The organism is Sulfitobacter sp. SH22 (genome assembly GCF_965641905.1).
GTDB lineage: Bacteria > Pseudomonadota > Alphaproteobacteria > Rhodobacterales > Rhodobacteraceae > Sulfitobacter.
In genome coordinates, this window is the sequence record NZ_OZ282573.1 from 733529 (window position 1) to 756874 (window position 23346).

Here is a 23346-nt window from a genome sequence, read left to right on the forward strand (position 1 = left end):
TGGCCCACCTGTTCACGACCGGACAGCAGGAACCGTTGATATGTCTAAGGACCAACTGTGCGCAATCGAGTCGCGCCTTGAAGAACTCGAAACCCGACTAACCCATCCCCGCATGATGACCCCACTCCAAGTTTGCGACTTCCTGCAAATCTCGGAACGGGCGCTCTATGACATGAAGGAGCGCGGCGACGCGCCGCCGGCCATCTACTTCAGCCAGCGGACAGTGCGCTACGACCTGCACGAGGTCATGGCGTGGGCGAAGCAAAAAGAAGTGGGGCATGGGTGATGGCGACGAAAGCAGATACCGTCGTCTTCGCTCAAGCGGAAGCAATACGGCAATTCACGCTGGGCCAGAACAAGCGCGTGGAGGCGTGGCTGGCCGATAACTGGGAGCGTGTTGGGCTGACAGGCCCTATCAACAAGAGCACCGTGTCAAAGGCGCTGTCGTCGATGCCTGTGGTCAAGCCGGTCGCTGACGCGCTGGACGTGCTGTTCAGCGAATTGCGCGACGATCCGTGGGCATGGTGTCAGCCGCCTACGCAGATCGAAGACATGCCGCGCTATGCGCCGCTGAACTGGTGGTTCAAAACCCTACGCCTCAAGGATGGTCTGTCATGGACGCGCTTTGAGCGGATGCCGTCGAAGCCGCTGACGGATGAAGATCGCTCGTGGGTGCAGGAGCGCCTCGACGAATGGTCAGATCGGCTCAAGGCTGCCTGCGATCAGTTCAAGATCGACCGGGCGCTCGTTCGCGCGCTCGAGGCTGACGAAGACCCGGAGTTCCAAAACTGGCACAAGATCGACGGCGAGTGGCGGATGGGTAAGAAACCACCGCGCGAAACTGCCGAGAAGGACTTACGACGACGCGTCGGCAATGCGGGCCTTTACGGGCGATCAGAGGACGAGATCGGGCTGGCATGGGCGCTCGCAGATGCGACGATCACACTGCCGGATATAGTCGAGGCGAAGCTGACATACTCGAGGCCTCGTGTGGTGTCTGGTGTCACGCATTTCTCGGAGCCAATTGAGCCGTGGAATGGTCAGGAGTTCGATGGCGTCGAGATTGCAGAGTTCGTTTACGACAAACCATATACGGACACCGAGGCCTACACGATCAAGCACAGGGTTCGCTTCTACTGGGCTGGTGATCGCTACAAGGTCGAAGACGTGGAACCGTTCGCGGAGGTCAAAGCTGTCGATGGCTGGCGGGCCACGACGGCGCAAGAGCGCGACCTGTTCATGACGGGGATCAAACGCAAGCACCTGACGCGCGGCGAGATCGACTCTATGCGGGATGAATGGATCGAACGGACATGGGAAGTGCAAAAAGCGGAGCCGTCTTTGCGCGAGCAGTTCCCAGATGGCGTTCCGCGATCTTTCACTGAGGAGGCGTTCAAGCGCGTCTTTAGAGAGATCGACGAAGAAGCGGCAGCCGACGAGCAACGCGAGGTCGCTCGTCAGCGGATGGCGTTCATGCGGCAACTGCGCCGAAGGTAGGGAATAGCTCATCCACGAGTTGGCGACGCGTCGCGTCGTTCACGCGATCCCGCAGCCAAGTGTCACAGGTTGCGGGGTCGTTCAGTGCGTTCGCACGGGCGAGGCGGTTGATCAGGCGCGGATGGGCGCTTGGGGGGAAGTCGAAAGGCATGGTCGGGTCTCCTTGCCGTTGCTGTGCAATGATCATACGCGCCGCAGCGATGCTTCTTCGACCGCGATTGCAGGTAATACCTATAACTTGCTTGGGAGACGGCACTGCGTCTTGGGTTATCGCACGCACTGGCGCGTGCGCGCGTGAAACAACGACGGTGGTGTAGATGTTACACCGACGTTTTTGCACGAGGGGCATTGAGGGGAGGCCTGTGCAGGGTGCAGGGTGTGCAGGGTCGTCATGAAAGCAAGAGAGTTGAGGGGCAGAAGGCTTGCAGGGCTGATGCAGGGAACGGCGTTCTTCGGGAGTGATCACTCCAATTCGATGATGTTGGTTCGCGCGCGCACGCGTGTGTATAGCCTTGGCAAATATCAACCGGTCGAGGATGGTATTTCTTGGGTCGCCTGCATTTCCTTGGCCCTGCCTATCTCCCCTCGAAATCTCCGACTGCTTGTTGCGAGCTAGTCGCAACTGAACCTCGCGAAACAGACCGATTGATCCTTAATCAAGTGTCAGCGCGCGAATATCACTGGAATTACAAGCGGATGATCTGCTGCGCCGCAGTTTTTGCAACGCGCTTTGCAACATAGGCGAAAGACCGACCGAAAAGGTCACTGGAATATCCGCAGATCAACCGCGCCAACGCACATGCAGCCAACGCTATTGCCCGACACCGTGCCAGAGCCGCGATCTGCTGAGGCACACGCGGTCGTCTCGGTCAATTCCGACACAGTGTGCCCGACGACCGATAGCGTGCGTCTCTGAGGCGCTGCTGCGGTGTTATCGTTGAACGCTTTTCAGCACCTAACATTCCCCCAACAACACCTCGTTCTGTCCGCATCCGCCCCAAAGCGACGTGATACGCATCATCTGTCGGACCCTGTGATGAAACCGCGCGCCCGAGGGTGGTCCGACGTTTCCTGCTCCCCTTGGGCGCGCATCATCGCAGAAGGACCAGCCATGCAGATCACCGCAGCAATCGACGACGGCACAGCCACGTTGACCGTCACGACCGTTTCCAACAGTTCGCTCTTGCAGGTCAACGATGCCGAACACTTGGCCGACGACCTCGAGCAGTTCCTGACCGACCCCGATGCCGACGCCATCGACCGTCACTATCGCGTCGTGCCGCGCGACTTCGGCGTGAGCGTCCAGACCGACAAAGGCCGCTTCATGCTGCCGTGGCGGCACATCATGACGGCGGTGAACGGCCTGCGCGCCTGACGCCCTGCGATGCTGCCCGACCTCCCCCGCACGCCCGAAGCGGCCTTGGTCACGGCGATCCTGATGCAGGCCTATCGCGACATGTTCGTGACCGTCCGCACGGAGAGCAACGCGTCCTTCACGACGCAGTCGGATCAGGATCAGGCGATCACCTTCCTGACCGACCGCGCGGGCGCATACGCGCAGCATCGGAACGCCCTCTGCGCCCTGATCGGCTGGGACGGCGATGTGCTGGCCGCGCGCATCCGTGCGATGATGGACGGCGACGACTTCGCCCCTCCCACGCCCGACGCAACCCCTGCCACGGTCGAACGCCACGCCGCCGCTGTCGAACGCCTGCGGGAACGCTGGCACGCCCTCAAGCACCCCCGCCGCGCCGCCTAGCGAGACCTGAAATACACGACCAGCACCTTGTTCTGGCGGTCTACAAGCCCCGGCAGCACCAATAAATTGATCTCACGAGCGCAGCGGTGCGTCGCTCCTTCTGTCCAAACCGGATTGAGCGCGGCGTCCCGACACCGCGCTCAATTTCGGATGGACATAGGAGCACCAGATGCCTGACGACACGACCGCCGCCCTGCAAGCCCTCATGCAGCAAGTCACCAAACTCACCGAAACCGTCACCGATCAGGCAAAGCGCCTCGACGATCTGCACGCCTTCAACAGCCGCGTGCTGGACGAAAAGAAGGACGTGCAACGCCAGCTTGACGCCCAACCGCCCAAGAAGACCCTGATCGACGTGGTGAACGAGGAAACCCGCGAGCGGAAGATGCGCGCGGCCAATCTCGAAAAGGGCGACGACGGCAACTGGTATCCCAAAGGCGTGCGCCCAGCCCACAGCCTGACCCGCGAGGACGCACGCGACCCGCGCAAGTACGCAGCGGCAAAGGAGGCAGCGCAGAAGGCTGGCGCGACGCTGACCGTGATCGACGACGGCGATGATCCGACGATCCGCAACACAGGCCAGGGCGATGTGGTTCAGTCGAAGACGTTCACCTTCGACGATACCCACGAGCGCGTCCGCTACATCCGCGCCGACATGGAAACGGGCAAGGGCATCGTCGGTCGCCGTATGCGGGCAGAGCAGGACGGCTACACGATCAAGACCTTCCGCACAGCGGACGACCTGCCGCCCCATGCCCGGACCAAGTTCGAGTTGATGGAGAAAGCCGCGAACGCGGAATCCTGATCATGGCACAAGGCGGAAACAAGTTCTCCGGGCGCAAAGCGATCATCGACATGCGCTCGGACAAGAACGAGATCATCAAGGACATTGTTCTGGAGCGTCGGCCATTGGCCGAGATCGCCCGCCGCCTTGGCGTCGATTACTCGACGGTGCAGCGGTATCGGGACGACAAGATCACGGAAGAAATGCGCCGCTCGATCCTCGCGGAATCGCGGATCGACACCATCAAGGCCGACACCGAAGTGATCAATCAGGACCGCATGGACGTCGCCATGACCTACGAGTCCTTGGCGAAGCGGGTCGAACGGCTGATCACGAAGGCAGAGCAGAACGAAGACGATGCCTTCGCGCTGACGGCGATGGAGGGGCTGCGTAAGGTGCTGCGCGACATTGCCACTATGCAGGGTAAGCTGGCGACCAATCTAACCGTCAACGTGTCCCTCGCGGAATCGAAAGAGTGGGTCACGCTGCGCCGCATCCTGAATGAGGTCGTCGAAGAAGTCCCGGAGGCCCGCGAACCGCTCCTGCGTCGGATGCGCCACGAAGTCCTGTCCGTCACGCGCGAAGAAGGGGGCGTCCTGTGACCCATCGCCAATTCGAAGGCTGGCACTCCTACGGTCGTCGCGTCGCCGCTGCAACGAAAGCTGCCAATCGCGACTGGGTGCGCCTGCCGTATTGTCGGAGTGTCATGCTGGCCGAAGGCGGCAAGCTGTTCTTCACGGGTAAGGCGTGTAAACGCGGACACGTCTCGCCGCGCAACGAGCACGGTGATTGCACGCAATGCCACCTCATGCGCCTCGCGGAGCGCCGCGATGCCTTTTGACGCCCTTCACGACTGGTGCAGCCTCGTTGAACGCGACCTCGATCCCGGCGCGGAAATGCTTCACTTCCTGCGGCAAGAAATACCTGACGCTAAGCAGGTCGATCCTTGGCAGATCGAGGCCATCACGTCGAACGCGCAGACGGTCGCGCTGCTCGTGTGCCGTCAGGCAGGCAAGTCCTGCGTCCTCGCAACGCGCGGCGTCCGCGAGTTGAAGAACGGCGGCACGACGATCTGCCTTGCCCCTGCCGAACGTCAGACGCGCGAGATCACCCGCAAGGTGCAGCACTACCTGCGCGCCACTGACCTCGTGGTCGAGCGGGCGACGCAGACCGAGATTGAATGCTCGAACGGCGGGCGGTTCATCGCCGTGCCTGCGTCGGGCGCGACAATCCGGGGCTATACGGCGGACCTGCTGCTCGTGGACGAGATGGCGTATCTGCCGGGGGCAAACGGCGGCGAGGATGTCGTGGTCGCCCTCCTTCCGATGCTCAAGGACAACGGGCAGACCTTCTACGCGAGCACCCCGGCAGGCAAAGCCAATCTGTTCGCCAGCCTGTTCCTCGAACCCAAGGACAACGTGCATCGCATCAAGGTGCCCGGAACGTCGATCCCACGCCTTGCATCGCGCGTCGAACGCCTGCGGTCGCAACTGTCGGCCACGCGCTTCCGTCAGGAGGTTCTCTGTGAGTTCTTGAGCGACGGGCTGTCGTACTTCGACTTGAGCGCGATTGAGAACGCCACATCACAGGAGGCCGCGATATGCCCGAGATTCTGAGTGACGAAAACGCTCAACTTAACCTTGTCCACATGCCCGATGGGCGCGTGATCAATGAGACCAACATGGACCCGGCCATCGAGAGAGTGACGGGATTTGTCAGATACTTCGTCGGGGCAGACCTTGGGCAAGCGAACGACTTCTCATCTGCCGTGGTCTTGAAGGATCAGCAGTTGCCCATCTATAACGGCACGCGCGTCGTCCTTGGGCCGCGCGAGCGCACGGTCGTCTTCGCGGACAAGTTCCGGGGCGTGTCCTACGTCGATGTGGTCGATTACCTGATCCGACTGCGCAACGCGCCGCCATTCGGTGGAAAGTCGGAGCTGATCATCGACGGAACATCAATCGGGCGGGTCGTGTCGGACATGATGTTTGAGCAATCCGTCGATCATACAGCCGTCCAGATGACGGGCGGTCAGGAGTGGCGGCGCTCGGGCCGATACGTCAACGCCTCCAAGACCCTGATGATCGAGAACCTCGCCGTCCTGTTCGCATCCGGCGACCTCAAGTTTGCCCACGACCTGCCGCTGCGCTCCGAGATCGAGGAAGACCTGGCCTCGTTCACGACGCAGACCACAGCCGCCGGGAACCAGATCATCACGCAGTCGCGGAACGCCTCCGGTCACGGCGACACAGGGATTGCCCTGATCGTCGCGGCCTTCGCCTCGCAGTATCTCGTGCGCCAGAATATCCGCGTCTCGACCCTGAAAGGCTGGTTCTAACCTGCGCTGTCGTCGCGCTCGTGGCCTTCGCGCCTGCCGTTGCCCGACGAAGCGCACGAGACGCGGGCAAACACCCCCGAAAAATCGCCCGCTGACGGGCGTCTCGGTTTTTTGGGCATCATTGCGCCTGCCAGCCTGCAACACGCCTTAGACGCGCGCTGCTGGGCGGTGGATCAAACCGTGGGTCGTCTTGCGCCAGAGCGACGGGGCGACGATCAACTCGACAACGGCAATCATCAGCGCGACGACGTGCAGGCAGCAGTAGACAGGCATCGCCATCGCATCACGGACGCTGCGACCTGACCGATAGGCCGCTACCATGAAGGTGATGATGGTCAGCGCGTAGCCCACAAACAGCATGACGGCGAGCGGACCATCTGGGTTCGAGATCATGACGGCAAGGCCGATGGGGTGCGACGCGATGCACAGCAGTTGAACGGGCAGTTGCAGCGCGAAGGCCAGCCTTGCCCGCCACGGCAAATCGTCGTTCCAGTGAACCATCGTCGTTTGGCAGAACCCTTTGAGCCAGCGCGACCGCTGCTTGACCCAGCTTGTGACCGTCACGGGCGCTTCCTCACCTGTCGCAGACATGACGGTGTGGAACGTGTAGTTGCGAGCCAGTCGCAAAGACAGGTCGGCGTCTTCGGTGACGTTGTGGGCATCGAACGCGCCGACCTCCATCAAGGCATCGCGGCGCAGATACTGCGACGTTCCACCAAGGAGGAACGGCAGGCCAAGCCAGTCGAGCATTGGCAGGACGCCGCGAAACAGAACGGCATACTCGAGCGCCCAGAGCCTCGCGATCAACGGGCCATCATGGTCACAGGCGAGGACAGCCTGCACGACGGCACAGTCGGGGTCAGCGACCATCCGCGCGACGGCGCGCCTTGGTTGATCTGGCGCGGGCCTGTCTTCGGCATCGAAGATCACCACCACGTCGCCGCGCGTGTGAAGCAGGCCGTAGTTCACGGCGCGAGGTTTCGTGCGCGGCTTGCCATCCGGGACGACGAGGACGCGATACGGCCAGAAGTCGAGAACCGCGCGCGTCTCGCGGTCGTCCGCCTCGACGAGCAGCACGATCTCGGGCGACGGGTAGTCGAGCGCGCGCATCGCGCGGGCGAGTTCTGGAATCACCGACGGCTCGCGATAGACGGGCAGCAGGATCGTCAGGGACGGCCAGCGGTCAGGCTCTGGGTTGTGGTGATCCCGCCACGCGACGAAGGCCCCAAGACGCAGGAGCAGCATTGACGCGAACAGGGGCGCAAGCAGCCAAGCCGCAGGCTCCCAGATCAGCGGTAGCGCGGCGACGATGAAGATGGACACGGCAACCCACGGCTCCTTGATCGAACGCGCGGAGTGATGCTCTGGAACGGAAGAAGCCGCCCAGTGGGCGGCTTCGTCGGTCTCTTGGAATGTCTGGTGCTTCATCCTGTCCACACCTCGCCAAGGTCGGACACGTCGCGGATGGTGCGCTGATCACCGGGGCGCAGACGTCGCGGACGTGACGACACAGCCACCCGCTTCATCTCTGACCGCGTGCGCGCCCGTGCCGCGATCTGGAGGGCCTGCGAGTAGGAGGTGCAGCGAATGCAGTAGAGCGCGCGACCGTTTCTCGCCTCGCCCCAGCCGGACAGGAACGAGTCCTGCATGTTGACGAACCACGTCATGAGGTTTCTCCGTTGCTAGAATCAGAAGGCCCGCCAACTCGGCGGGCCTTGGGTCTGGTTTGCTGTCAGCCTGCGGCGAGAAGCAGGAGCGTCAGCCAGCCGACGCCTTCGACGAGGCCGCGGAACACGCGCCAGAGGCGGCGCAGCCACGATGGGCGGGCAGCCGTCTGCTTGTCTCGACCCAGCGCCTTGATGGCTTGCGGCACAGACACGCGGAACCACTCGCGCTGATCGCTGACACGGTAGCGGGCAAGGACCGTATGAGCGTCGCGCTCAGCCGCCCGCACGTCGTCAACGGGCCATGCCTTCGCGACGGTGTAGGGCGCGGGTGATCCCGTATCGTGCAGTTCGGCTGCGCGTTCCTCTGGGGTTCGCGTCGTCATGCCAATCTTGCAGAGGTCGGGCATCGCCGGGTTGGTCAGGATGTATAACCAACCCGGCTCGATCACGCGGACGCTCATTTGCAAGCAGCCACGAGTGCGGCGGCGCGGTTCGTGTCCGCATCGTGCGCCGGGATGCGCTTCACGCCCTTGGGCATCAGCAGATAGTATTTGCCCGCCTTGCGCTCGACGCCGAGGCCGAGTGCGCCCATGTCGGTGCGCAAGGCCGACGACACGGTGTCCTTGTTCCAGCCAAGCGTTTCCATCAGTTCCTCGATGGTCGCGCCCTTCTTGAGCGCCTCGGCCATCAGATGCCGCTTCGATCCCGCCTTCGTGGCTTTCACGTCTTCGGGCTTGCCCGGTTCGATCATCACGCGGTCAGCGAGAACGCGGGGCTTGGGCGCGGCTTTGGGCGCAGCTTTCGCCTCAATGCCTTCGGCCATCAGATCGAACGCAACGCGGATGCCGTCGTCGGCCAGCACCTGTTGCACAGGGCCTTCGCCGTTCACGCCCTCGTCGGTAATCACGATCAGGGCCTTCGTCGAGAGCGAGGCAATCACGCCTTGCACCTGCTTCTGGGTCAGACCCGTGCGCTGCGCGATCTCCGGCACGTCGCCCCACGTCATGTTGTCCGCGAGCATGTCGTCCAGCGTCTCGGCACCATTCGCGTCGATCCCAGCGTCTAGGTAAGCCACGAGAACGCGCTTCTCCACCTTGGTCAACTTAGGCGGCTGCGCCTCGATCATTGCGACGAGGTCGGCCTTCGCGGTCTTCTTGAGTGCGGAGGCCGTCAGCGGCTTCGCCAGCATGTCGTTGAGGGCGGTCTTGGTCTGGGTGTTGAGGTCGGTCATGTCTGTCACTCCGTTGATGTGTTCCCGAAACGTTCCGGGCATAACTGAGTTATCGGACCTGTCCCCGGCGCTGCTCAACCGGAGATTGTGGCGCTATCCGTTGTTTGTTTGAGACACCGCTTGGCAATCGACTCCCGAAAGGTCGCGCAGTAGGGTGCCCAAAACGAATTGTTGAGGGGTTACAGGCGGATGGCACTACTGCATGACAAGGTGGCGCAGCTTCGGGCGCAACGAGGGCCGATGCCCGACGCGTTGCAGGGCGTGACGAAAGATAGGATTCGGGCCGTCCTGCAATACCTCGACCTTGGGTCGAACGCCGACCTAGTCGATTGCACCTTCGCGATGCTCGACGACGAGACGGACAGTTGGTTCACCAAGGCACCCGCCGGGGCGAAGGTCGCTGACGGCGCATCGACTGCACACCTCGCCTGCCATATCGGTATCCTTCAACGTGGTAGCGGCAAGCTGGACCGAGAGGGGCGCGACTACTGGATCAAGCCGCTCCGCGAGTTGGGCGGCTTCGAAGCGATCACGCTTGAGAAAGGCGAGTTCATCCCCGGACACGTCAAGGCAAAGTCGCCCAACTCGTGCTACCGTCTCGACGAGGCGCTAAAGGCTGTCCTGAAGGCCCCTGACGACGCATGGCGGGAAATGCTGGCGCAATGGGCGCGGGACGACGTGTCGCGCGAGCGCCGCGCCTTCCAAGCTGAGATGGCCGAGGCCGCGCGCAAACTGATCGACTCCGGGCACGCGCATCTGATCAAGGCAAGCGTCGAGAATTACGCGCCGCGCTTCCTCCCTGGCTACCAACTGCTCTACGTCGATGATGCAGACGGCGACCGCGTATCCGATGCGGAACGCGCGAAGATGGCAGAAGCCGGGGTTGGCCTGACTTTGGAGGACGCGATGCCCGACGCGCTGCTCTGGAACCCGGACACGGACCATCTGTGGGTGATCGAGGCGGTGACGAGCGACGGCGAGGTGGACGCGCACAAGGTCGCGCAGATGAACAGGCTGGCCGAACGCTGCGGCAAGTCGGGCATCGGATTCACGACGACCTACCGGACGTGGAAGGAGGCTGCTGCGCGCCAAGGCACGCATCAGAACATCGCCTACGACACGTTCATCTGGATTCAGGGCGACCCGGCCAAGCAGTTCAAGGTGACGGGTTAGAGCAGGTCGTCCATCGTCGTTTCGCCACGGCCCAGCGCCTCAAGCTGGTCTCGGCTCGGATAATGCAGGTTGCGCAGGTCAGTCGCGTTGACCTGCGTATGCCCCGAGAAGATGCGGAAATACTGGTCCACGGCCTCCGAGTTCAGGAAGGCGGCGAGGCCTTTGGCAAGGTCAAGCGGTAGGCCTTCGCCGCCCTCGTGGAAGTAGTTCAAGTGGTTCTCGAACCCAGCGCGCCCGCCGTCATAGATGGAAGCTACAAGGCGGCGCTTTTCTTCCTTGGCCGTGAAACGCTTGGTCAGGACGTAGATGCCTGCGGGCGTGATCAGCTTCGCCGTGTCGTCGTTGTCGGCCAGCGCGTTGTGCTTGCGGAAGTCGGGTATCGGCCAGCGGATGCCCCCGTCATGGAAGTGCTGCGGGTAGATCAGCGGCACCGTGTCGTCGCCCGGCTCCTTGCGCAGGTTGTCCCGCGTGCGGAAATCGACGACGCGCCCGGTCGATACCTTGATACCAAGGTCCGCAAGGATGCAGGGGAGAGTCTGAACGCTGTCCGCAAGGTCGTTGCCCGACACAGGCAACCGGATGAAGGCATGGCGATCAGAGGGGCGCACGATGTCCGTGAACGGCACGGCGCGCGGGTCGGTGAGGTCAGTCGAGAGCGAAACGTCGCCTTGCGCGCAGCCCTTGCGCACGCGGAAGATCATGTTCTCCTGCAACACGTCGTCATCCTTGAAGGAGGATCGACGGGACTCGAAGACATGCAGGTTTGAGATTGCGGACCCGCCCAGCAGCAGGCGGCGGAACGCCTCATAGTAGGACCCGTTACAGAAGGAGCGCGGCGTGATGGCGACGATCTCGCCGCCGTCGTCCATCTGCTGCAAGGCGACGGCGACGAAGGCAGTGTAGAGGTTCACTGTCTCGATCCCAAGGGAGCGCAGACCCAGCCGCCATTCCGAGGTCTGATTGATCTTGCCGTAGGGCGGGTTGAGGATGGCGCAGTTATAGGTGCGCTGCGCCTGTAGCAGCGGCTCCGACGATTGCAGGATGTAGTCGCCGCGTATGACCTCGCTCGTGAACTTGATGCCTGCCGCCGCGCACTGCTCAGCGCAGGCGTCAAGCGTGCCGTCGAGAATCGACGCAAGCTGGTCGTCCACCTCGTAGCAGGTCACGTCAATCGACTTGGGTGGGGTATCGCGGGAAAGTGCCTCCGCGACGAAAGCGGCGGTAAGAGCGCCCATGCCTGCGCCCGCATCGAGCAAGCGCACGTCGGGCGGCACATCGAACATTCCGGCCATGAAGGACGCGATGCGACCGGGCGTCATGAACTGCCCGAGTTTCGAGCGGCGCTTTGGGTCGAGCGTGGGAGATACTTCGAGGCGGGTCTGGTCGATAGATTCTAGGAGCAATTGTTCTTCCTTTGTTTTCGCCCATCATCGCATCAACGTGCGAGTCTGCCAACCAAAAGGAAAAGCCCGCGACCGTGAAGTCGCGGGTATTGGATCACGCAGCTTTAAGCCGCATTGGCAGCATCGTTGATGCTCATGCCGAGCGAGTGGATATGCTCGTCTAGCTGATCCTTGTAATACGTGATGATTTTGACGTGAGCTTCGCGGCTCAATCCCTCGAATACTCGGTCTGGGATGACTTCTCCTTGGAACCGGAAGGTTCCGTCGCCGTCGATTGAGAAGCTATCGACATCGTGGCAGAGAATGTCGTCGAGCGCTGCGATAGTAAGATCCCGCATAGGGGTCTCCCGTGGTGGCGAGTGAATATAGAGGGGAGCACCTGCCACCTGCGGAGCCCACGCCTCATCCGACCGCTTGCGCGATAGAATTCGTCATGTCTGGAACTCCGTTGATAGGCAGTCGCGAGCATTGCCCATCGACTGCACGAACCAACTACTACAGATTCGGCACGGTGGTCAACATCTAAGTTGCTGAAAAGACAGGGCGTTTAAACGGGCAGTGTTCCTGCCGCATGGCTTACTCCGGTGCTTGCGGCGAACCCGGTGGGCGGTTTCGAGGCTGGTGTGCCCGATCATCGCCCGCGTTGCAAAATCGTTGCAAAAACGAAAAAAGGCGATCCCGGAGGATCGCCGTTTTTTGTTTACAACCAAGTGGTTGATTGGCTCCGACGGTAGGGATCGAACCTACGACCAATTGATTAACAGTCAACTGCTCTACCGCTGAGCTACGTCGGAACGGTCTGGGCGATATAGCAGTGGTATTTTGTGGCGTCCAGTGGGTTTCGGCAGTTTTTTCAGCTTTTTCCAAATTGATTTCAAATCAGTCGAAATTTGGCGTCTCCTGACAAGGCACCGACAGGGGAAACGCGGTTTTTTCCGGTAAGATCAACAAGATGCGCAAGGACGTTGCGGGACGCGGCCCCCAGCAGCGCGGGGGGCGTTTCGGTGTAGATGAGCGTGGCCAGCATATGGGCCGTGGCGGGGCCGGCGGTGAGGGCGGCCAGAATATCGGCCTCCCGGGATTGGCGATGTGCGACGAGCCAGGCCAGACGGTCATGGGGGGTATCAACAGGGGCTCCGTGGCCCGGATAGAACACCCGCCAGCTTTGTTCATTCAGCCTTGTGCAGGAGGCCATGAAATCGGTCAGATCGCCATCAGGTGGCGACACAAGCGAGCTGGCCCAGCCCATAACGTGATCTGCGGTGAAACACGCGTCTCTCCAGCCCAGACTGATGTGATTGCCGATATGTCCGGGGGTGTGGATCACGTCCAGCGACCATGTATCGCCCTCGATCTGGTCCTTGTCAGCCACGATCCGGTCCGCGCGAAAATCGACGTCGATGCCTTCGCCGCCGCCAATCTGTGCGCCTTGGGCCAGTTGCGCCATGACGGCAGAGCGCCCGGCGGTCGCATCGCCAAAGGCAATAACCGGCGCGCCGCTGGCTTGGGACAGATCGCGCGCCAGGGGGGAATGGTCCAGATGGGTATGGGTGACGATGATATGGCTGATGTGCTGGCCTGGCTCGATGGCGGCCAGAATCGCGGCCAGATGGCGCGGCGACGCGGGGCCCGGGTCGATCACAGCCAGACCGCGCGTGCCGACAAGATAGGTGTTTGTCCCGCGATAGGTCATCGGCGAGGGGTTATCCGCCACAATCCGGCGCAAACCGGGTTCCAGACTCTGGGCAACGCCTATGGGTGGGTCAAATTCGTCGGGGGGGAGCATGGTTTGGCCTTTCGCGGCGGGAGGGGGCTGGCTAAGGTCTACAACATGTTCTTTGTCTGGCTCAAACGATATATGCCCCGTGGCATCTATGGGCGCGCTGCCCTGATCCTGCTGTTGCCTGTGGTGATTTTGCAGCTGGTGGTGACCGTGATTTTTGCGCAGCGCAATTACGAAGGTGTGACCACGCAAATGACCATCACCGTGCTGCGCGAGGTGGCATTGGTTCTGAACGTCGCCGCAGATGCACCATCGGCGGATCAGATTGCCCCGATGGTCCGACAACGGCTTTCCCCTTTGATGATGCAGGTGGAACCGGTCATGCCGGAGGAGCAGGTGCAGCAGAACCAGCTGTCCTGGTATGATTATTCGGGCCGCGTCATGATCGGCTTGTTTCAGGAACGCCTTGCTGAGTTCCGCACGCTGGATCTGACCGATCCGGGGCGGGTGCATCTATTTGCCGACACAGACCATGGCCCGATCCAGATCAGCTTTGACCGCGGGCGCATTTCAGCGTCCAATCCGCATCAGCTGTTTGTCTATACGTTTTCCTTCGGGTTCTTGATGACGCTGATTGCATTCCTCTATCTGCGCAATCAATTGCGTCCGATCAAACGGTTGGCCCGTGCTGCCGAAGCCTTTGGTAGGGGCCGCCACATCCCTTATACCCCTGCCGGCGCGGTTGAATTGCGCGCAGCCGGCAGTGCGTTTTTGGACATGCGCGCCCGGATCGAGCGGCACATCGAACAGCGTACGCTGATGTTGTCGGGGGTCAGCCACGATCTGCGCACCCCCCTGACGCGGATGCGGCTGAGCCTGTCGATGATGGAGGACCCCGAAGCCGGGCCCTTGCTGCAGGATGTCGAAGACATGCAGCGGATGCTGGATGAATTCCTTGATTTCGCCAAAGGGGCTGCCGAGGGCGAGTTCGAAAAGCTTGATCCCCACGCCTTGCTGAAATCTGCCGTAGCCGAGGCCCAGCGGGCAGGGCGCAACGTGACCCTGTTATCACCCCAAGGTGACGGATCAGGCACCGTGCGGCTGCGCAAAGGCGCGATTTTGCGGGCGGTGGACAACCTGATCTCCAATGCTGTGCGCTATGGTGCAAAGGCCGAGGTGTCGGTGCTGCTGACAGACAAGACCTTGCGCATCCGCGTAGAGGATGACGGCCCCGGTATCCCCGAAGACCGCAGGCTGGATGCGGTGCGTCCGTTTTCGCGGCTTGATCCCGCCCGAAACCAGAACAAGGGCGGTGGCGTCGGGCTTGGGCTTGCCATTGCCACGGACATCGCGCGCGCCCATGGCGGTGTGTTGCGGTTGGGGGTGTCCGAGGATCTGGGCGGGTTGCGCGCCGACATTGTTATCGCACGCTGACAGCCGGTGCCGAACGCGCTGACCCGAAGCCCGCGTGACGTATCCATCCTGTGACTTGTGGAAAACAACCAATGGATGTGTGATTCTGGGGGCGTCAACCCTTGGGGGTTTCAACCAAAGCTGATAAATACCCCCCTGAACAGGGAATATCCTTTTATATTTTCACAGATTAGCGCAATTTTCCTCACGATGGGCTGCACTAAGTATTTAATAAAATCAGATACTTAAGGGGTCACTCGTGCCCGCCCGATGGAAAGACACAAAATTGCCGATTTTACGCCCGCAATTCGTCTTGCGCCTGCTAAAGAGTGACCTTGAGGAACCTGAACCCATTAGCAGCCCGTCAATTTGGACGGCGATACTTTAGCAGGTCTCCCGGAGGGTCTTACACGTGATCAATAATTTCAGAGACTATATTTCATCAAAGGCATTCATTCTGGTTGCCGCTGTGGTCATGCTGAGCGTGTCCGGGATCGGGTATTCGATCATCAAAATGGACCACGACAGCCACTTATCCTCGGTCAAACGCGATGTGGAGCAAGGGCTTTACGCTGCCACCGAACAAATCCAGCTTCGGTTCTTCGAGACCGTTCTGGTCGCGAAAAACGTCGAAAGTATCCTGAGCATGTCCGGCGGGATTGTGGAAACCCACATTTCGCGGGTAGTGGAAGAATTCCAAAGACATAATCCGGCAATCATCGCTGTCGCCTTGGCCCCCGGCTTGGAGATCACGCACAGCTTTCCACAAACCCAAAACAGAAAGTCGATCGGTCTGAAATATTGGCAAGTGCCCGCCCAGATGACCAGCGTGGCAAAAGCCTACCGGACCCAAAGCTCCGTTGTGTCCGGGCCTGTTGCACTTGTACAGGGCGGCACCGGTTACATCCTGCGCTATCCTGTATTCTTGCAAAGCCCTGCTTTGAAGTCCGACAAGTTTTGGGGTATCATTTCAATCGTCATTAACGCGGACGGGCTGCTGAACGCCAACCAGCATGATTTCGGCAATGCCGAGAAATACGTCTTCGAACTGAATGAACTGCGCACGCCGCCGGAGGTCTTGTCGTCGCTTGATGTTGCGAAAACTCCGATGCGGTTCCAACCGGTTGTGACCGAATTCAGCATACTTGGCAGCAAGTGGAGAGCGACAGCGATTCCTGCGAACGGTTGGCCCGCCTATTCGCCAGAAAGCCGCTATTTGGTGGGGTCCGCATTCTTCTCTGCGCTGGTTCTGCTGGTGGTTCTTTTGGCCTATCGCAAACTTGCGGTGAAGAAAGAAAATGCACATTCCTTGCTGGCCGAAGCCGTGGGTTGCATCAACGAAGGCTTTATCGCCTTTGATGACAAGGAACGGCTGATGATCGTGAACCAGAAGTATCTGGATTACCATACCGATATCGCCGATCATGTGGTTACCGGAATGACGATGGAGAGCCTCGTAAGGCTGGCCGTCGAAAATCAGGATATTCTTCATGATATGGAGGATAAAGAAGCATGGGTTGCGCAGCGCTTGGAGGACTTCCGCAATCCGGGCGATTCATTCCTGCAAACAATCGGGAACGGGTATTGCCTTAAGGTGACTGAGGCAAAGACACCACATGGTTATACCGTGGGCATCTGGACAGACGTGACTGCTGAAAAACGCGCCCAAGAGGCCGCAGAGGCCGCCGACCGCGAGAAAACAGATTTCCTTAACAACGTCTCGCATGAATTGCGCACACCTTTGACCGTGATTTTCGGGCGCGCGACATTCATGCGCAACAGCGAAAAACTGCCCCATGCCAAGCGGCTGTTGAGCGCAATCGAGGCGGAGGGCACCACGCCCGAAGAATTGGCCAACGCGGTTACGAATTATCAACGCTTCGTATCTGACCAGGGTGCAGGGATCGCAGATTCGGCCCAGCACATGATCCGTCTTGTCGAAGACCTGCTTGATTGGACAAAGGTTGCCCGCGGCAAGCTGGACCTGGATATGGAGCGTCTGCAACTGGATGAGCTGTCAAGTTCCGTGGTGCAGGATCTGAAACCCAACGCCGAGGCGAAAGGGCTGTCGCTGACCTATTCCGGTGACTGGACCGCCGAAGCCATGGCCGACAAAGTACGGTTGAAGCAAATCTTGTACAACCTGATCAACAACGCGGTCAAATTCACCGACAAGGGCAGCATTCACCTGTCGATGGAAAAAGAGAACGGCTTTGTCGTGTTCAATGTGACGGACACGGGCCATGGCATCTCCGAGGAAAACCTCGAACGGGTCTTCCAGCGTTTCCAACAGGTTGATGGCTCCATGACGCGTCAAAGCGGGGGGCTGGGCCTTGGTCTTGCGATTTCCGAACAACTCGCAGCACTGCACGGCGGCACGCTTTCGCTGACCAGCACATTGGGTAAGGGCAGCACCTTTAGCCTAAGATTGCCAAGCGCCGAAGCCGACGTCAGCCTTGAGAAAGTCGCATGAAAGTCGCGTAAAACGGGCGCGGCTTTGCAAAGCGCAAGGTTGGTGTCTGTTATGAAGATTATTGTGGCTGGAGCGGGTAACGAGAATCGAACTCGTAACTAAAGCTTGGGAAGCTGCCGTGATACCTTTTCACCATACCCGCGCGCCATGACCCTGATTTAGGTTGTGGCGCGCAGAGCGTCAAGTCAGGACTTGGTGGCGGTGAAAAAGTTAATCTCGGCGGGGATGGCATGACCGTCAAATTGCGCAAATGCATCCGTCATGGCCGCTTGAATGCGGGATTTCGCAGGCGCGTCTGCATCGAAATGTTTGATCGTCCCGGCAGCAGGGCCGACATGCATCGACAGCGCCGCGATTTCGTGGGCTCCGCCGGGCAGGGTAAAGGCCATGTTTTCGGCGACACCCATTACATCGTTGAACCCCGCGCGCGCCAGCATGGCGCATGTCCGGTCGATGTCGCGCAACGCAAAAGGGCCGGGGGCATCGGGATCAGATTTTGGCGGCGCGCCCAGTTCGGCCTTGGCGATCTGCGCGGGCAGGGTGAACCATGGATTCGCGGGGATCTGGCCCCATGTGGCAAAGCTGAGCCCGCCGCCGGGTTTGATCGCCCGGCCGATGTTTTCAAACGCCGCAGCGGTATCGGCAAAAAACATCACCCCAAACCGCGAGATGACGTGATCGAATTGCGGCATCTGAAACGGGTGATCCGCCGCATCGGTCAGTTCAATACGGACCCAAGGCTGTGCCGCTGTCCGTTCTTTTGCGCGTGCAACCATGGTGGCCGAGATATCAACCGCCATGACATGACCATCGGGGCCCACAGCATCGCCCGCAAGCAGCGCCGACCCGCCGGTGCCGCAGCCGATATCCAGAACCCCATGGCCGTTTTGCACCCCTGCACGGCCAAGAACCCCGTCCAGAACCGGTGCCAGAAACGCATCCAAGGGGGCCTCGTAGGCGACCCATGTTGGCCCGGCATTATTGGTCCAGAAGTCTTCTTGGTCGTGATTTGCCTGTGACATGGGGTGCTTTCTGTAGCTGTTTTATCCGCGCCGGCGACGACGCCCGCCGCCCGCACCATCGCCGCCACTGCCGCCGGTGTTAAAGGTGGCCGTGGGCAGGGTCACGATGCTGTTAAGGATCGGGAAAGGTTCAACCGCGTTCGGAATCGCCGATGCGTTCACAAAATGCTCCTGAAAACGCGGCTCGATTGCGGTCTCGATCTTGTGGATATTGCGCACGGTCTCCTCGATCTCGGCCCGTGTGGTGCTATTGAGCAGGGCAATCCGCGCGCCGGTTCCTGCGGCATTCCCCGCCGAGGTGACCTTGTCCAGCGGCGCATCGGGGATCATGCCCAACACCATCGCGTGTTTGGTGCTGATATGCGCCCCAAAAGCACCGGCCAGCACGATACGGTCCACCTTGTCGACGCCGAACTTGTCCATCAGCAGGCGCGCACCGGAATACAGCGCGGCCTTGGCCATCTGGATTTCGCGGATATCGCGATTGGTCACGGTGATTTTCGGCCCGCCATTGGCCGTGCCGTCATAAACCAGATAGGAATTGGTGCGCCCGTCAGCAAAGACCATCGGCGATCCGGTTTGTTCGGCCGTGCCAATCAGGCCGGGGGCATCCACGATGCCGTGAATGCGCATCTCGGCCACCATCTCGATGATGCCGGACCCGCAAATGCCAGTCACACCGCTTGCGCCAATCGCGGCGTCAAAGCCCGGATCGTCAGACCACAAATCGCTGCCGATCACCTTGAACCGTGCGATCTTGGTCACGGGGTCAATCTCGACCCGCTCGATCGCGCCGGGGGCGGCACGCTGGCCGCTGCTGATCTGCGCACCCTCAAAGGCTGGTCCGGTGGGCGATGAACAGGCCAGCACCTTGTCGCGGTTGCCCAGCAGGATTTCGGCATTGGTGCCCACATCGACGATCAAGACCAGATCGTCGGATTTATCCGGTGCCTCTGACAGCGCAACGGCAGCGGCATCCGCCCCGACATGGCCTGCGATACAGGGCAGGAAATATATCCGCGCTGACGGGTGAATGGTCAGGTCCAGCTCGACCGCGCGCATCCGCAAGGCATTGGACGTCGCAAGGGCAAAAGGCGCTTGGCCCAGCTCGAACGGGTCGATGCCCAGAAACAGGTGGTGCATGACGGGGTTGCAAACAAAAACCGCATCCACGATCAGGCCTTTATCAACGCCACCTTCGGCGCAAATCTCGTCAAACAGGGTGTTCATGCCCGCACGCACCGAACGGGTCATCTCCTCCGCGCCACCCTCGTTCATCATGGAATAGCTGACCCGGCTCATCAGGTCTTCGCCAAAGCGGATCTGCGGGTTCATTACGCCTGACGACGCCACGACATCGCCGGTTTGCAAATCGCACAGATGCGCCGCGATGGTGGTAGACCCCAGATCGACAGCCAGCCCATAGACAGTCCCCTCGTAGAAACCCGGCCACAGATGCATGATGCGCGGCGGGTTCTCGTCATCGCCCAGATGCACGGCAACAGTGACCTTCCAGCCGCCCTTGCGCAGAATCTTCTGCATCACCTGCAAGATCTGCAAATCCGCTTTCACATTCTCAAGCTGCCATTGCTCTTTCAACGCCGCGCATAGCCGCTCCAGATCGCCCGAGGGGTCATGCATGTCGGGCTCTTGCACTTCGACGTAAAACAGCTTGGTTGACGGGTTCAGCACAATGTCACGGGCCTCGGCGCGCTTGCGCACCACTTGCTTGTGCACCTGGCTTTCGGCGGGCACGTCAATCACGACATCGCCCATCACCTGTGCCTGACAGCCCAGCCGCCGCCCGTCGATCAAACCGCGCTTGTCCTTATAGCGCTGCTCGACCGAGTTCCATTCGCTCAGCGCATCATCCTGAACCGTCACACCATGCTTGGGAAACTGTCCATACCCCGGCGACACCTGACATTTCGAACAAATGCCGCGCCCGCCACAGACCGAATCCAGATCGACCCCCAACTGGCGCGCCGCCGTCAGAATGGGGGTTCCTTTTGGAAAATGCCCGCGCTTGCCCGAAGGCGTGAATACCACCAGTGGATCGTTGCTCATCAAATCTGTCCTCAAAACCTTTGCCGCAACATAGCGAAGGCTGCGCCAGACGAAAGCCAAGATACGTCGCAAAATGCCGCATCCGCGCCCTCGCTTCTCTGGCTCTTAAATATCCTGGGGGTCGACCCAAAGGGTCGCCCCTTGATCACGGCGCGCCTTTGGCGCAACGGGCAGAGCCCCAACCGCCTGCAATCGAAACAAACCCTAAATGTCCCGCGCACCACGTGCATGAAATATGAACCCCAGAAAGTTCAACAACACCTGCGCCGCCAGAATGCTGGTCGATCCCGTCGGGTCATAATCCGGTGCCACCTCGACCAGATCAATGCCCACGATCTCGTGGCGCTTGGCTGCGGCCTGCAACAGTTCCAACACTTCGTAATACAGGAACCCACCGTGGGAAGGCGTGCCCGTGCCGGGCGCAATCGACGGGCAAAACGCATCAATGTCGACTGTCACATACAGCCGCGCGCCCTCTGGCACATGTGCCAAGACGCCCAATGTGCCCATCTTGCGCGCCTGCCGGACCGAAATAATATCCGACCCCATGGCGCGGGCATCATCATAGCCTTCGCGGGCGGTCGAGCTGACATTGCGGATGCCGACCTGCGTCAGCCCCGTCACATAGTCCTGCTCGGCGGCGCGGCGCATCGGGTTGCCGTGGCCATGGCGCACACCGTGGCGTTCATCGACGAAATCCAGATGCGCGTCGATTTGCAGGATATGAATGTCGCCTTGCCCGTCGAATGCACGGATACACGGGATATTGATCGAATGATCGCCGCCAATCACCACGGGCAGGGCACCGGCATCCAGAATGGCCCGCACGCCGGCTTCGATATTGGCATGGCTTTGTTCTGTATCGGTATGCACGATATCCGCATCGCCGATATCAACGATGTTCACATCCCCCGGCAGATACACCGCATCGTCTTCGTGATCATAGGCCCCCGCGTGGCCAAAGCTGAACAGGGTGGACGCCTCGCGCACCCCGCGCGGGCCAAACCGCGCACCCGCCCGCCATTGGGTGCCCGCATCAAACGGGGCCCCCAGTATCGCGACATCGGCATCCAAGGCCGCCCAATCGGGCTGATATGGGCGCTTGCCAAAGGTCGAAATGCCCACAAAAGGCAGATCAAGCCTGCCGCCCTCATATCCGTGATTTGCCATTCTGACGCTCCTTTGAAACCGGTTTGGCCCAGCTTTGACCGGGCTATGCGGTTTTGCAATGGTGCTGCGCGGCAAATGGCCCTTTCCAATCGGTACTATCCGTGAAATAGGAAACCGCCAAATGAACCCATGCAACCCGAGGTGCAATTATGGAGATTCGTGAGGCTCTGACCTTTGATGATGTACTACTGGTGCCAGCGGCATCGAGCGTGTTGCCGTCGACGGCTGACACACGCACATATGTGACAAATTCGATCGCTTTGAACATCCCGCTGCTCAGCTCGGCGATGGACACAGTGACCGAAAGCCGCATGGCGATTGCCATGGCCCAGGCGGGCGGCATGGGCGTGGTGCATCGCAACCTGACCATCGCCGAACAGGCCGAACAGGTGCGCCGCGTCAAACGGTTTGAAAGCGGGATCGTTTACAACCCGATCACCCTGCGGGCCAACCAGACCCTTGCGGACGCCAAAGCATTGCAGCAGCGCTATAACGTCACCGGTTTTCCGGTGGTGGATGAAAAGGGCCGCGTCGTGGGCATTGTGACCAACCGCGACATGCGTTTCGCCACTGCCGATGACACACCGGTGCATCTGATGATGACCGTCGACAAACTGGCCATCTTGCACGAACCCGCCGACCGCGAAGAAGCGATCAGCCTGATGAAGGCCCGCCGGATCGAGAAATTGCTGGTGACCGACGGGGAGGGCAAATTGACGGGTCTTCTGACCCTCAAGGACACCGAACAGGCGGTTCTGAACCCCACCGCGTGCAAGGACGGTCTGGGCCGTTTGCGCGTGGCCGCAGCAACCACCACGGGCGATGCCGGTTTTGAACGGTCGCAAGCGCTGGTCGATGCGGGCGTGGATATGATCGTGATCGACACTGCGCACGGGCATTCCGAAGGCGTGGCCATCGCGGTCGAGCGCGCCAAAAAGCTAAGCAACGAAGTACAGGTTGTGGCGGGCAACGTCGCAACGGGCGAGGCGACCCGTGCCCTGATCGGTTCGGGGGCGGACGCGGTCAAGGTTGGCATCGGGCCGGGCTCTATCTGCACCACACGGATGGTGGCGGGCGTTGGCGTTCCACAGCTGACGGCGATCATGGATTGTGCAAAAGCAGCCGGTGATATTCCGGTGATTGCCGATGGCGGCATCAAGTTCTCGGGTGATTTTGCCAAGGCAATCGCGGCGGGTGCGTCTTGTGCCATGGTCGGCTCGATGATCGCCGGCACGGACGAATCCCCCGGCGAAGTTATTCTGTATCAAGGGCGTAGCTTCAAAAGCTATCGTGGCATGGGGTCGCTTGGTGCGATGGCCAGCGGCTCTGCCGATCGGTATTTCCAGAAAGATGCGGCCAGCGACAAACTGGTCCCCGAAGGGATCGAGGGTCAGGTCGCCTATAAAGGCTCTGCCGCGGCAGTGGTGCATCAAATGGTCGGCGGTTTGCGCGCGGCGATGGGATATACCGGCTGTGCGACCGTGGACGAGATGCGCAAGAATTGCTCTTTCGTGAAGATCACCGGCGCGGGCCTGAAAGAGAGCCACGTCCACGACGTGCAAATCACCCGTGAGAGCCCGAACTATCGGGTTGGCTAATGGCTCACCGGTCTCGCTTTGAAAGGCA

General features: G+C 60.6%; 23 protein-coding genes and 2 tRNA genes. 13 read left to right on the plus strand and 12 right to left on the minus strand.

Annotation, left to right across the window (positions count from 1 at the left end):
• Positions 1-40: 40 nt before the first annotated feature.
• The 9 genes from ACSQ13_RS05550 to ACSQ13_RS05590 all read left to right on the plus strand — a co-directional run bounded on the left by ACSQ13_RS05550 (position 41) and on the right by ACSQ13_RS05590 (position 6378).
• The gene (locus ACSQ13_RS05550; RefSeq protein WP_295508754.1) at positions 41-286 is read left to right on the plus strand and encodes a helix-turn-helix transcriptional regulator; all 246 of its coding nucleotides are present in this window, start codon (positions 41-43) and stop codon (positions 284-286) included.
• Complete coding sequence (locus ACSQ13_RS05555; protein WP_295508752.1) at positions 286-1497, plus strand: hypothetical protein; 1212 nt, start codon at positions 286-288, stop codon at positions 1495-1497. The genes ACSQ13_RS05550 and ACSQ13_RS05555 overlap by 1 nt, the downstream gene beginning before the upstream one ends.
• 1111 nt (positions 1498-2608) lie before the next feature.
• Positions 2609-2872, plus strand: a complete 264-nt coding sequence (locus ACSQ13_RS05560) for a hypothetical protein (protein WP_295508750.1) — start codon at positions 2609-2611, stop codon at positions 2870-2872.
• A 9-nt stretch (positions 2873-2881) separates the two neighbouring features.
• A complete protein-coding gene (locus ACSQ13_RS05565) occupies positions 2882-3256 on the plus strand; it encodes a hypothetical protein (protein WP_295508747.1) in 375 nt (124 codons plus the stop codon).
• 169 nt (positions 3257-3425) lie between these two features.
• Positions 3426-4061, plus strand: a complete 636-nt coding sequence (locus ACSQ13_RS05570) for a hypothetical protein (RefSeq protein ID WP_295508746.1) — start codon at positions 3426-3428, stop codon at positions 4059-4061.
• A 2-nt stretch (positions 4062-4063) separates the two neighbouring features.
• Positions 4064-4642, plus strand: coding sequence for a hypothetical protein (locus tag ACSQ13_RS05575; RefSeq protein ID WP_295508744.1), 579 nt, complete (start codon positions 4064-4066; stop codon positions 4640-4642).
• Complete coding sequence (locus ACSQ13_RS05580; protein ID WP_295508741.1) at positions 4639-4881, plus strand: hypothetical protein; 243 nt, start codon at positions 4639-4641, stop codon at positions 4879-4881. Before ACSQ13_RS05575 ends, ACSQ13_RS05580 begins: the two co-directional genes overlap by 4 nt.
• On the plus strand, positions 4871-5656 hold the full coding sequence (locus ACSQ13_RS05585) for a terminase large subunit domain-containing protein (protein WP_295508738.1): 786 nt from the start codon (positions 4871-4873) through the stop codon (positions 5654-5656). Before ACSQ13_RS05580 ends, ACSQ13_RS05585 begins: the two co-directional genes overlap by 11 nt.
• On the plus strand, positions 5641-6378 hold the full coding sequence (locus ACSQ13_RS05590; protein WP_295508736.1) for a hypothetical protein: 738 nt from the start codon (positions 5641-5643) through the stop codon (positions 6376-6378). Before ACSQ13_RS05585 ends, ACSQ13_RS05590 begins: the two co-directional genes overlap by 16 nt.
• Positions 6379-6525: 147 nt before the next feature.
• Here ACSQ13_RS05590 and ACSQ13_RS05595 read toward each other — a convergent pair whose 3' ends face one another.
• The 4 genes from ACSQ13_RS05595 to ACSQ13_RS05610 all read right to left on the minus strand — a co-directional run bounded on the left by ACSQ13_RS05595 (position 6526) and on the right by ACSQ13_RS05610 (position 9276).
• On the minus strand, positions 6526-7806 hold the full coding sequence (locus ACSQ13_RS05595; protein WP_295508735.1) for a glycosyltransferase family 2 protein: 1281 nt from the start codon (positions 7804-7806) through the stop codon (positions 6526-6528).
• Entirely contained in the window at positions 7803-8045 is a 243-nt protein-coding gene (locus ACSQ13_RS05600) for a hypothetical protein (RefSeq protein WP_295508733.1), read from the minus strand. Before ACSQ13_RS05600 ends, ACSQ13_RS05595 begins: the two co-directional genes overlap by 4 nt.
• Positions 8046-8110: 65 nt before the next feature.
• The gene (locus tag ACSQ13_RS05605) at positions 8111-8506 is read right to left on the minus strand and encodes a GIY-YIG nuclease family protein (protein WP_295508730.1); all 396 of its coding nucleotides are present in this window, start codon (positions 8504-8506) and stop codon (positions 8111-8113) included.
• Complete coding sequence (locus ACSQ13_RS05610) at positions 8503-9276, minus strand: hypothetical protein (protein ID WP_295508728.1); 774 nt, start codon at positions 9274-9276, stop codon at positions 8503-8505. The genes ACSQ13_RS05605 and ACSQ13_RS05610 overlap by 4 nt, the downstream gene beginning before the upstream one ends.
• 189 nt (positions 9277-9465) lie before the next feature.
• Between ACSQ13_RS05610 and ACSQ13_RS05615 the strand changes: the two genes are divergently transcribed.
• Complete coding sequence (locus ACSQ13_RS05615) at positions 9466-10449, plus strand: BsuBI/PstI family type II restriction endonuclease (protein ID WP_295508726.1); 984 nt, start codon at positions 9466-9468, stop codon at positions 10447-10449.
• On the opposite strand, the gene ACSQ13_RS05620 is transcribed toward ACSQ13_RS05615, so the two are convergent.
• The 4 genes from ACSQ13_RS05620 to ACSQ13_RS05635 form a co-directional block, all read right to left on the minus strand.
• Complete coding sequence (locus tag ACSQ13_RS05620; protein WP_295508724.1) at positions 10446-11852, minus strand: Eco57I restriction-modification methylase domain-containing protein; 1407 nt, start codon at positions 11850-11852, stop codon at positions 10446-10448. The genes ACSQ13_RS05615 and ACSQ13_RS05620 overlap by 4 nt on opposite strands.
• Before the next feature lie 104 nt (positions 11853-11956).
• Complete coding sequence (locus ACSQ13_RS05625) at positions 11957-12190, minus strand: hypothetical protein (RefSeq protein ID WP_295508722.1); 234 nt, start codon at positions 12188-12190, stop codon at positions 11957-11959.
• A gap of 381 nt (positions 12191-12571) precedes the next feature.
• Positions 12572-12646, minus strand: a tRNA-Asn gene (locus ACSQ13_RS05630).
• An 80-nt stretch (positions 12647-12726) separates the two neighbouring features.
• Positions 12727-13638, minus strand: a complete 912-nt coding sequence (locus tag ACSQ13_RS05635; RefSeq protein WP_295508720.1) for an MBL fold metallo-hydrolase — start codon at positions 13636-13638, stop codon at positions 12727-12729.
• 45 nt (positions 13639-13683) lie between these two features.
• Between ACSQ13_RS05635 and ACSQ13_RS05640 the strand changes: the two genes are divergently transcribed.
• Together ACSQ13_RS05640 and ACSQ13_RS05645 are read left to right on the plus strand one after the other, a co-directional pair.
• Entirely contained in the window at positions 13684-15009 is a 1326-nt protein-coding gene (locus ACSQ13_RS05640; protein ID WP_176250024.1) for an ATP-binding protein, read from the plus strand.
• 391 nt (positions 15010-15400) lie between these two features.
• Positions 15401-17461: an ATP-binding protein gene (locus ACSQ13_RS05645; protein WP_295508716.1), complete on the plus strand. Its 2061-nt coding sequence runs from the start codon at positions 15401-15403 to the stop codon at positions 17459-17461.
• Positions 17462-17529: 68 nt separating this feature from the next.
• Here the strand turns inward: ACSQ13_RS05645 and ACSQ13_RS05650 are convergent.
• The 4 genes from ACSQ13_RS05650 to speB all read right to left on the minus strand — a co-directional run bounded on the left by ACSQ13_RS05650 (position 17530) and on the right by speB (position 21720).
• A tRNA-Gly gene (locus tag ACSQ13_RS05650) sits at positions 17530-17603 on the minus strand.
• 43 nt (positions 17604-17646) lie between these two features.
• Positions 17647-18483 (minus strand): class I SAM-dependent methyltransferase, encoded by an 837-nt coding sequence (locus ACSQ13_RS05655; protein ID WP_295508714.1) that lies wholly within the window; start codon positions 18481-18483, stop codon positions 17647-17649.
• 21 nt (positions 18484-18504) lie between these two features.
• Complete coding sequence (locus tag ACSQ13_RS05660; protein WP_176250022.1) at positions 18505-20550, minus strand: ASKHA domain-containing protein; 2046 nt, start codon at positions 20548-20550, stop codon at positions 18505-18507.
• Between the two features lie 204 nt (positions 20551-20754).
• Positions 20755-21720 (minus strand): agmatinase, encoded by a 966-nt coding sequence (gene speB, locus ACSQ13_RS05665; protein ID WP_295508711.1) that lies wholly within the window; start codon positions 21718-21720, stop codon positions 20755-20757.
• A gap of 149 nt (positions 21721-21869) precedes the next feature.
• Between speB and guaB the strand changes: the two genes are divergently transcribed.
• The gene (guaB, locus tag ACSQ13_RS05670) at positions 21870-23318 is read left to right on the plus strand and encodes an IMP dehydrogenase (protein WP_176250020.1); all 1449 of its coding nucleotides are present in this window, start codon (positions 21870-21872) and stop codon (positions 23316-23318) included.
• The last annotated feature ends 28 nt before the right edge of the window (positions 23319-23346 follow it).

Coding starts and splice junctions, on each gene's coding strand:
- ACSQ13_RS05660 (WP_176250022.1), bottom strand. CDS start 20,550: ATGAGCAACGATCCACTGGTGGTATTCACGCCTTCGGGCAAGCGCGGG.
- ACSQ13_RS05600 (WP_295508733.1), bottom strand. CDS start 8,045: ATGACGTGGTTCGTCAACATGCAGGACTCGTTCCTGTCCGGCTGGGGC.
- ACSQ13_RS05625 (WP_295508722.1), bottom strand. CDS start 12,190: ATGCGGGATCTTACTATCGCAGCGCTCGACGACATTCTCTGCCACGAT.
- ACSQ13_RS05605 (WP_295508730.1), bottom strand. CDS start 8,506: ATGAGCGTCCGCGTGATCGAGCCGGGTTGGTTATACATCCTGACCAAC.
- ACSQ13_RS05595 (WP_295508735.1), bottom strand. CDS start 7,806: ATGAAGCACCAGACATTCCAAGAGACCGACGAAGCCGCCCACTGGGCG.
- ACSQ13_RS05655 (WP_295508714.1), bottom strand. CDS start 18,483: ATGTCACAGGCAAATCACGACCAAGAAGACTTCTGGACCAATAATGCC.
- ACSQ13_RS05550 (WP_295508754.1), top strand. CDS start 41: ATGTCTAAGGACCAACTGTGCGCAATCGAGTCGCGCCTTGAAGAACTC.
- ACSQ13_RS05590 (WP_295508736.1), top strand. CDS start 5,641: ATGCCCGAGATTCTGAGTGACGAAAACGCTCAACTTAACCTTGTCCAC.
- guaB (WP_176250020.1), top strand. CDS start 21,870: ATGGAGATTCGTGAGGCTCTGACCTTTGATGATGTACTACTGGTGCCA.
- ACSQ13_RS05585 (WP_295508738.1), top strand. CDS start 4,871: ATGCCTTTTGACGCCCTTCACGACTGGTGCAGCCTCGTTGAACGCGAC.
- speB (WP_295508711.1), bottom strand. CDS start 21,720: ATGGCAAATCACGGATATGAGGGCGGCAGGCTTGATCTGCCTTTTGTG.
- ACSQ13_RS05635 (WP_295508720.1), bottom strand. CDS start 13,638: ATGCTCCCCCCCGACGAATTTGACCCACCCATAGGCGTTGCCCAGAGT.
- ACSQ13_RS05575 (WP_295508744.1), top strand. CDS start 4,064: ATGGCACAAGGCGGAAACAAGTTCTCCGGGCGCAAAGCGATCATCGAC.
- ACSQ13_RS05615 (WP_295508726.1), top strand. CDS start 9,466: ATGGCACTACTGCATGACAAGGTGGCGCAGCTTCGGGCGCAACGAGGG.
- ACSQ13_RS05640 (WP_176250024.1), top strand. CDS start 13,684: ATGTTCTTTGTCTGGCTCAAACGATATATGCCCCGTGGCATCTATGGG.
- ACSQ13_RS05560 (WP_295508750.1), top strand. CDS start 2,609: ATGCAGATCACCGCAGCAATCGACGACGGCACAGCCACGTTGACCGTC.
- ACSQ13_RS05555 (WP_295508752.1), top strand. CDS start 286: ATGGCGACGAAAGCAGATACCGTCGTCTTCGCTCAAGCGGAAGCAATA.
- ACSQ13_RS05570 (WP_295508746.1), top strand. CDS start 3,426: ATGCCTGACGACACGACCGCCGCCCTGCAAGCCCTCATGCAGCAAGTC.
- ACSQ13_RS05610 (WP_295508728.1), bottom strand. CDS start 9,276: ATGACCGACCTCAACACCCAGACCAAGACCGCCCTCAACGACATGCTG.
- ACSQ13_RS05565 (WP_295508747.1), top strand. CDS start 2,882: ATGCTGCCCGACCTCCCCCGCACGCCCGAAGCGGCCTTGGTCACGGCG.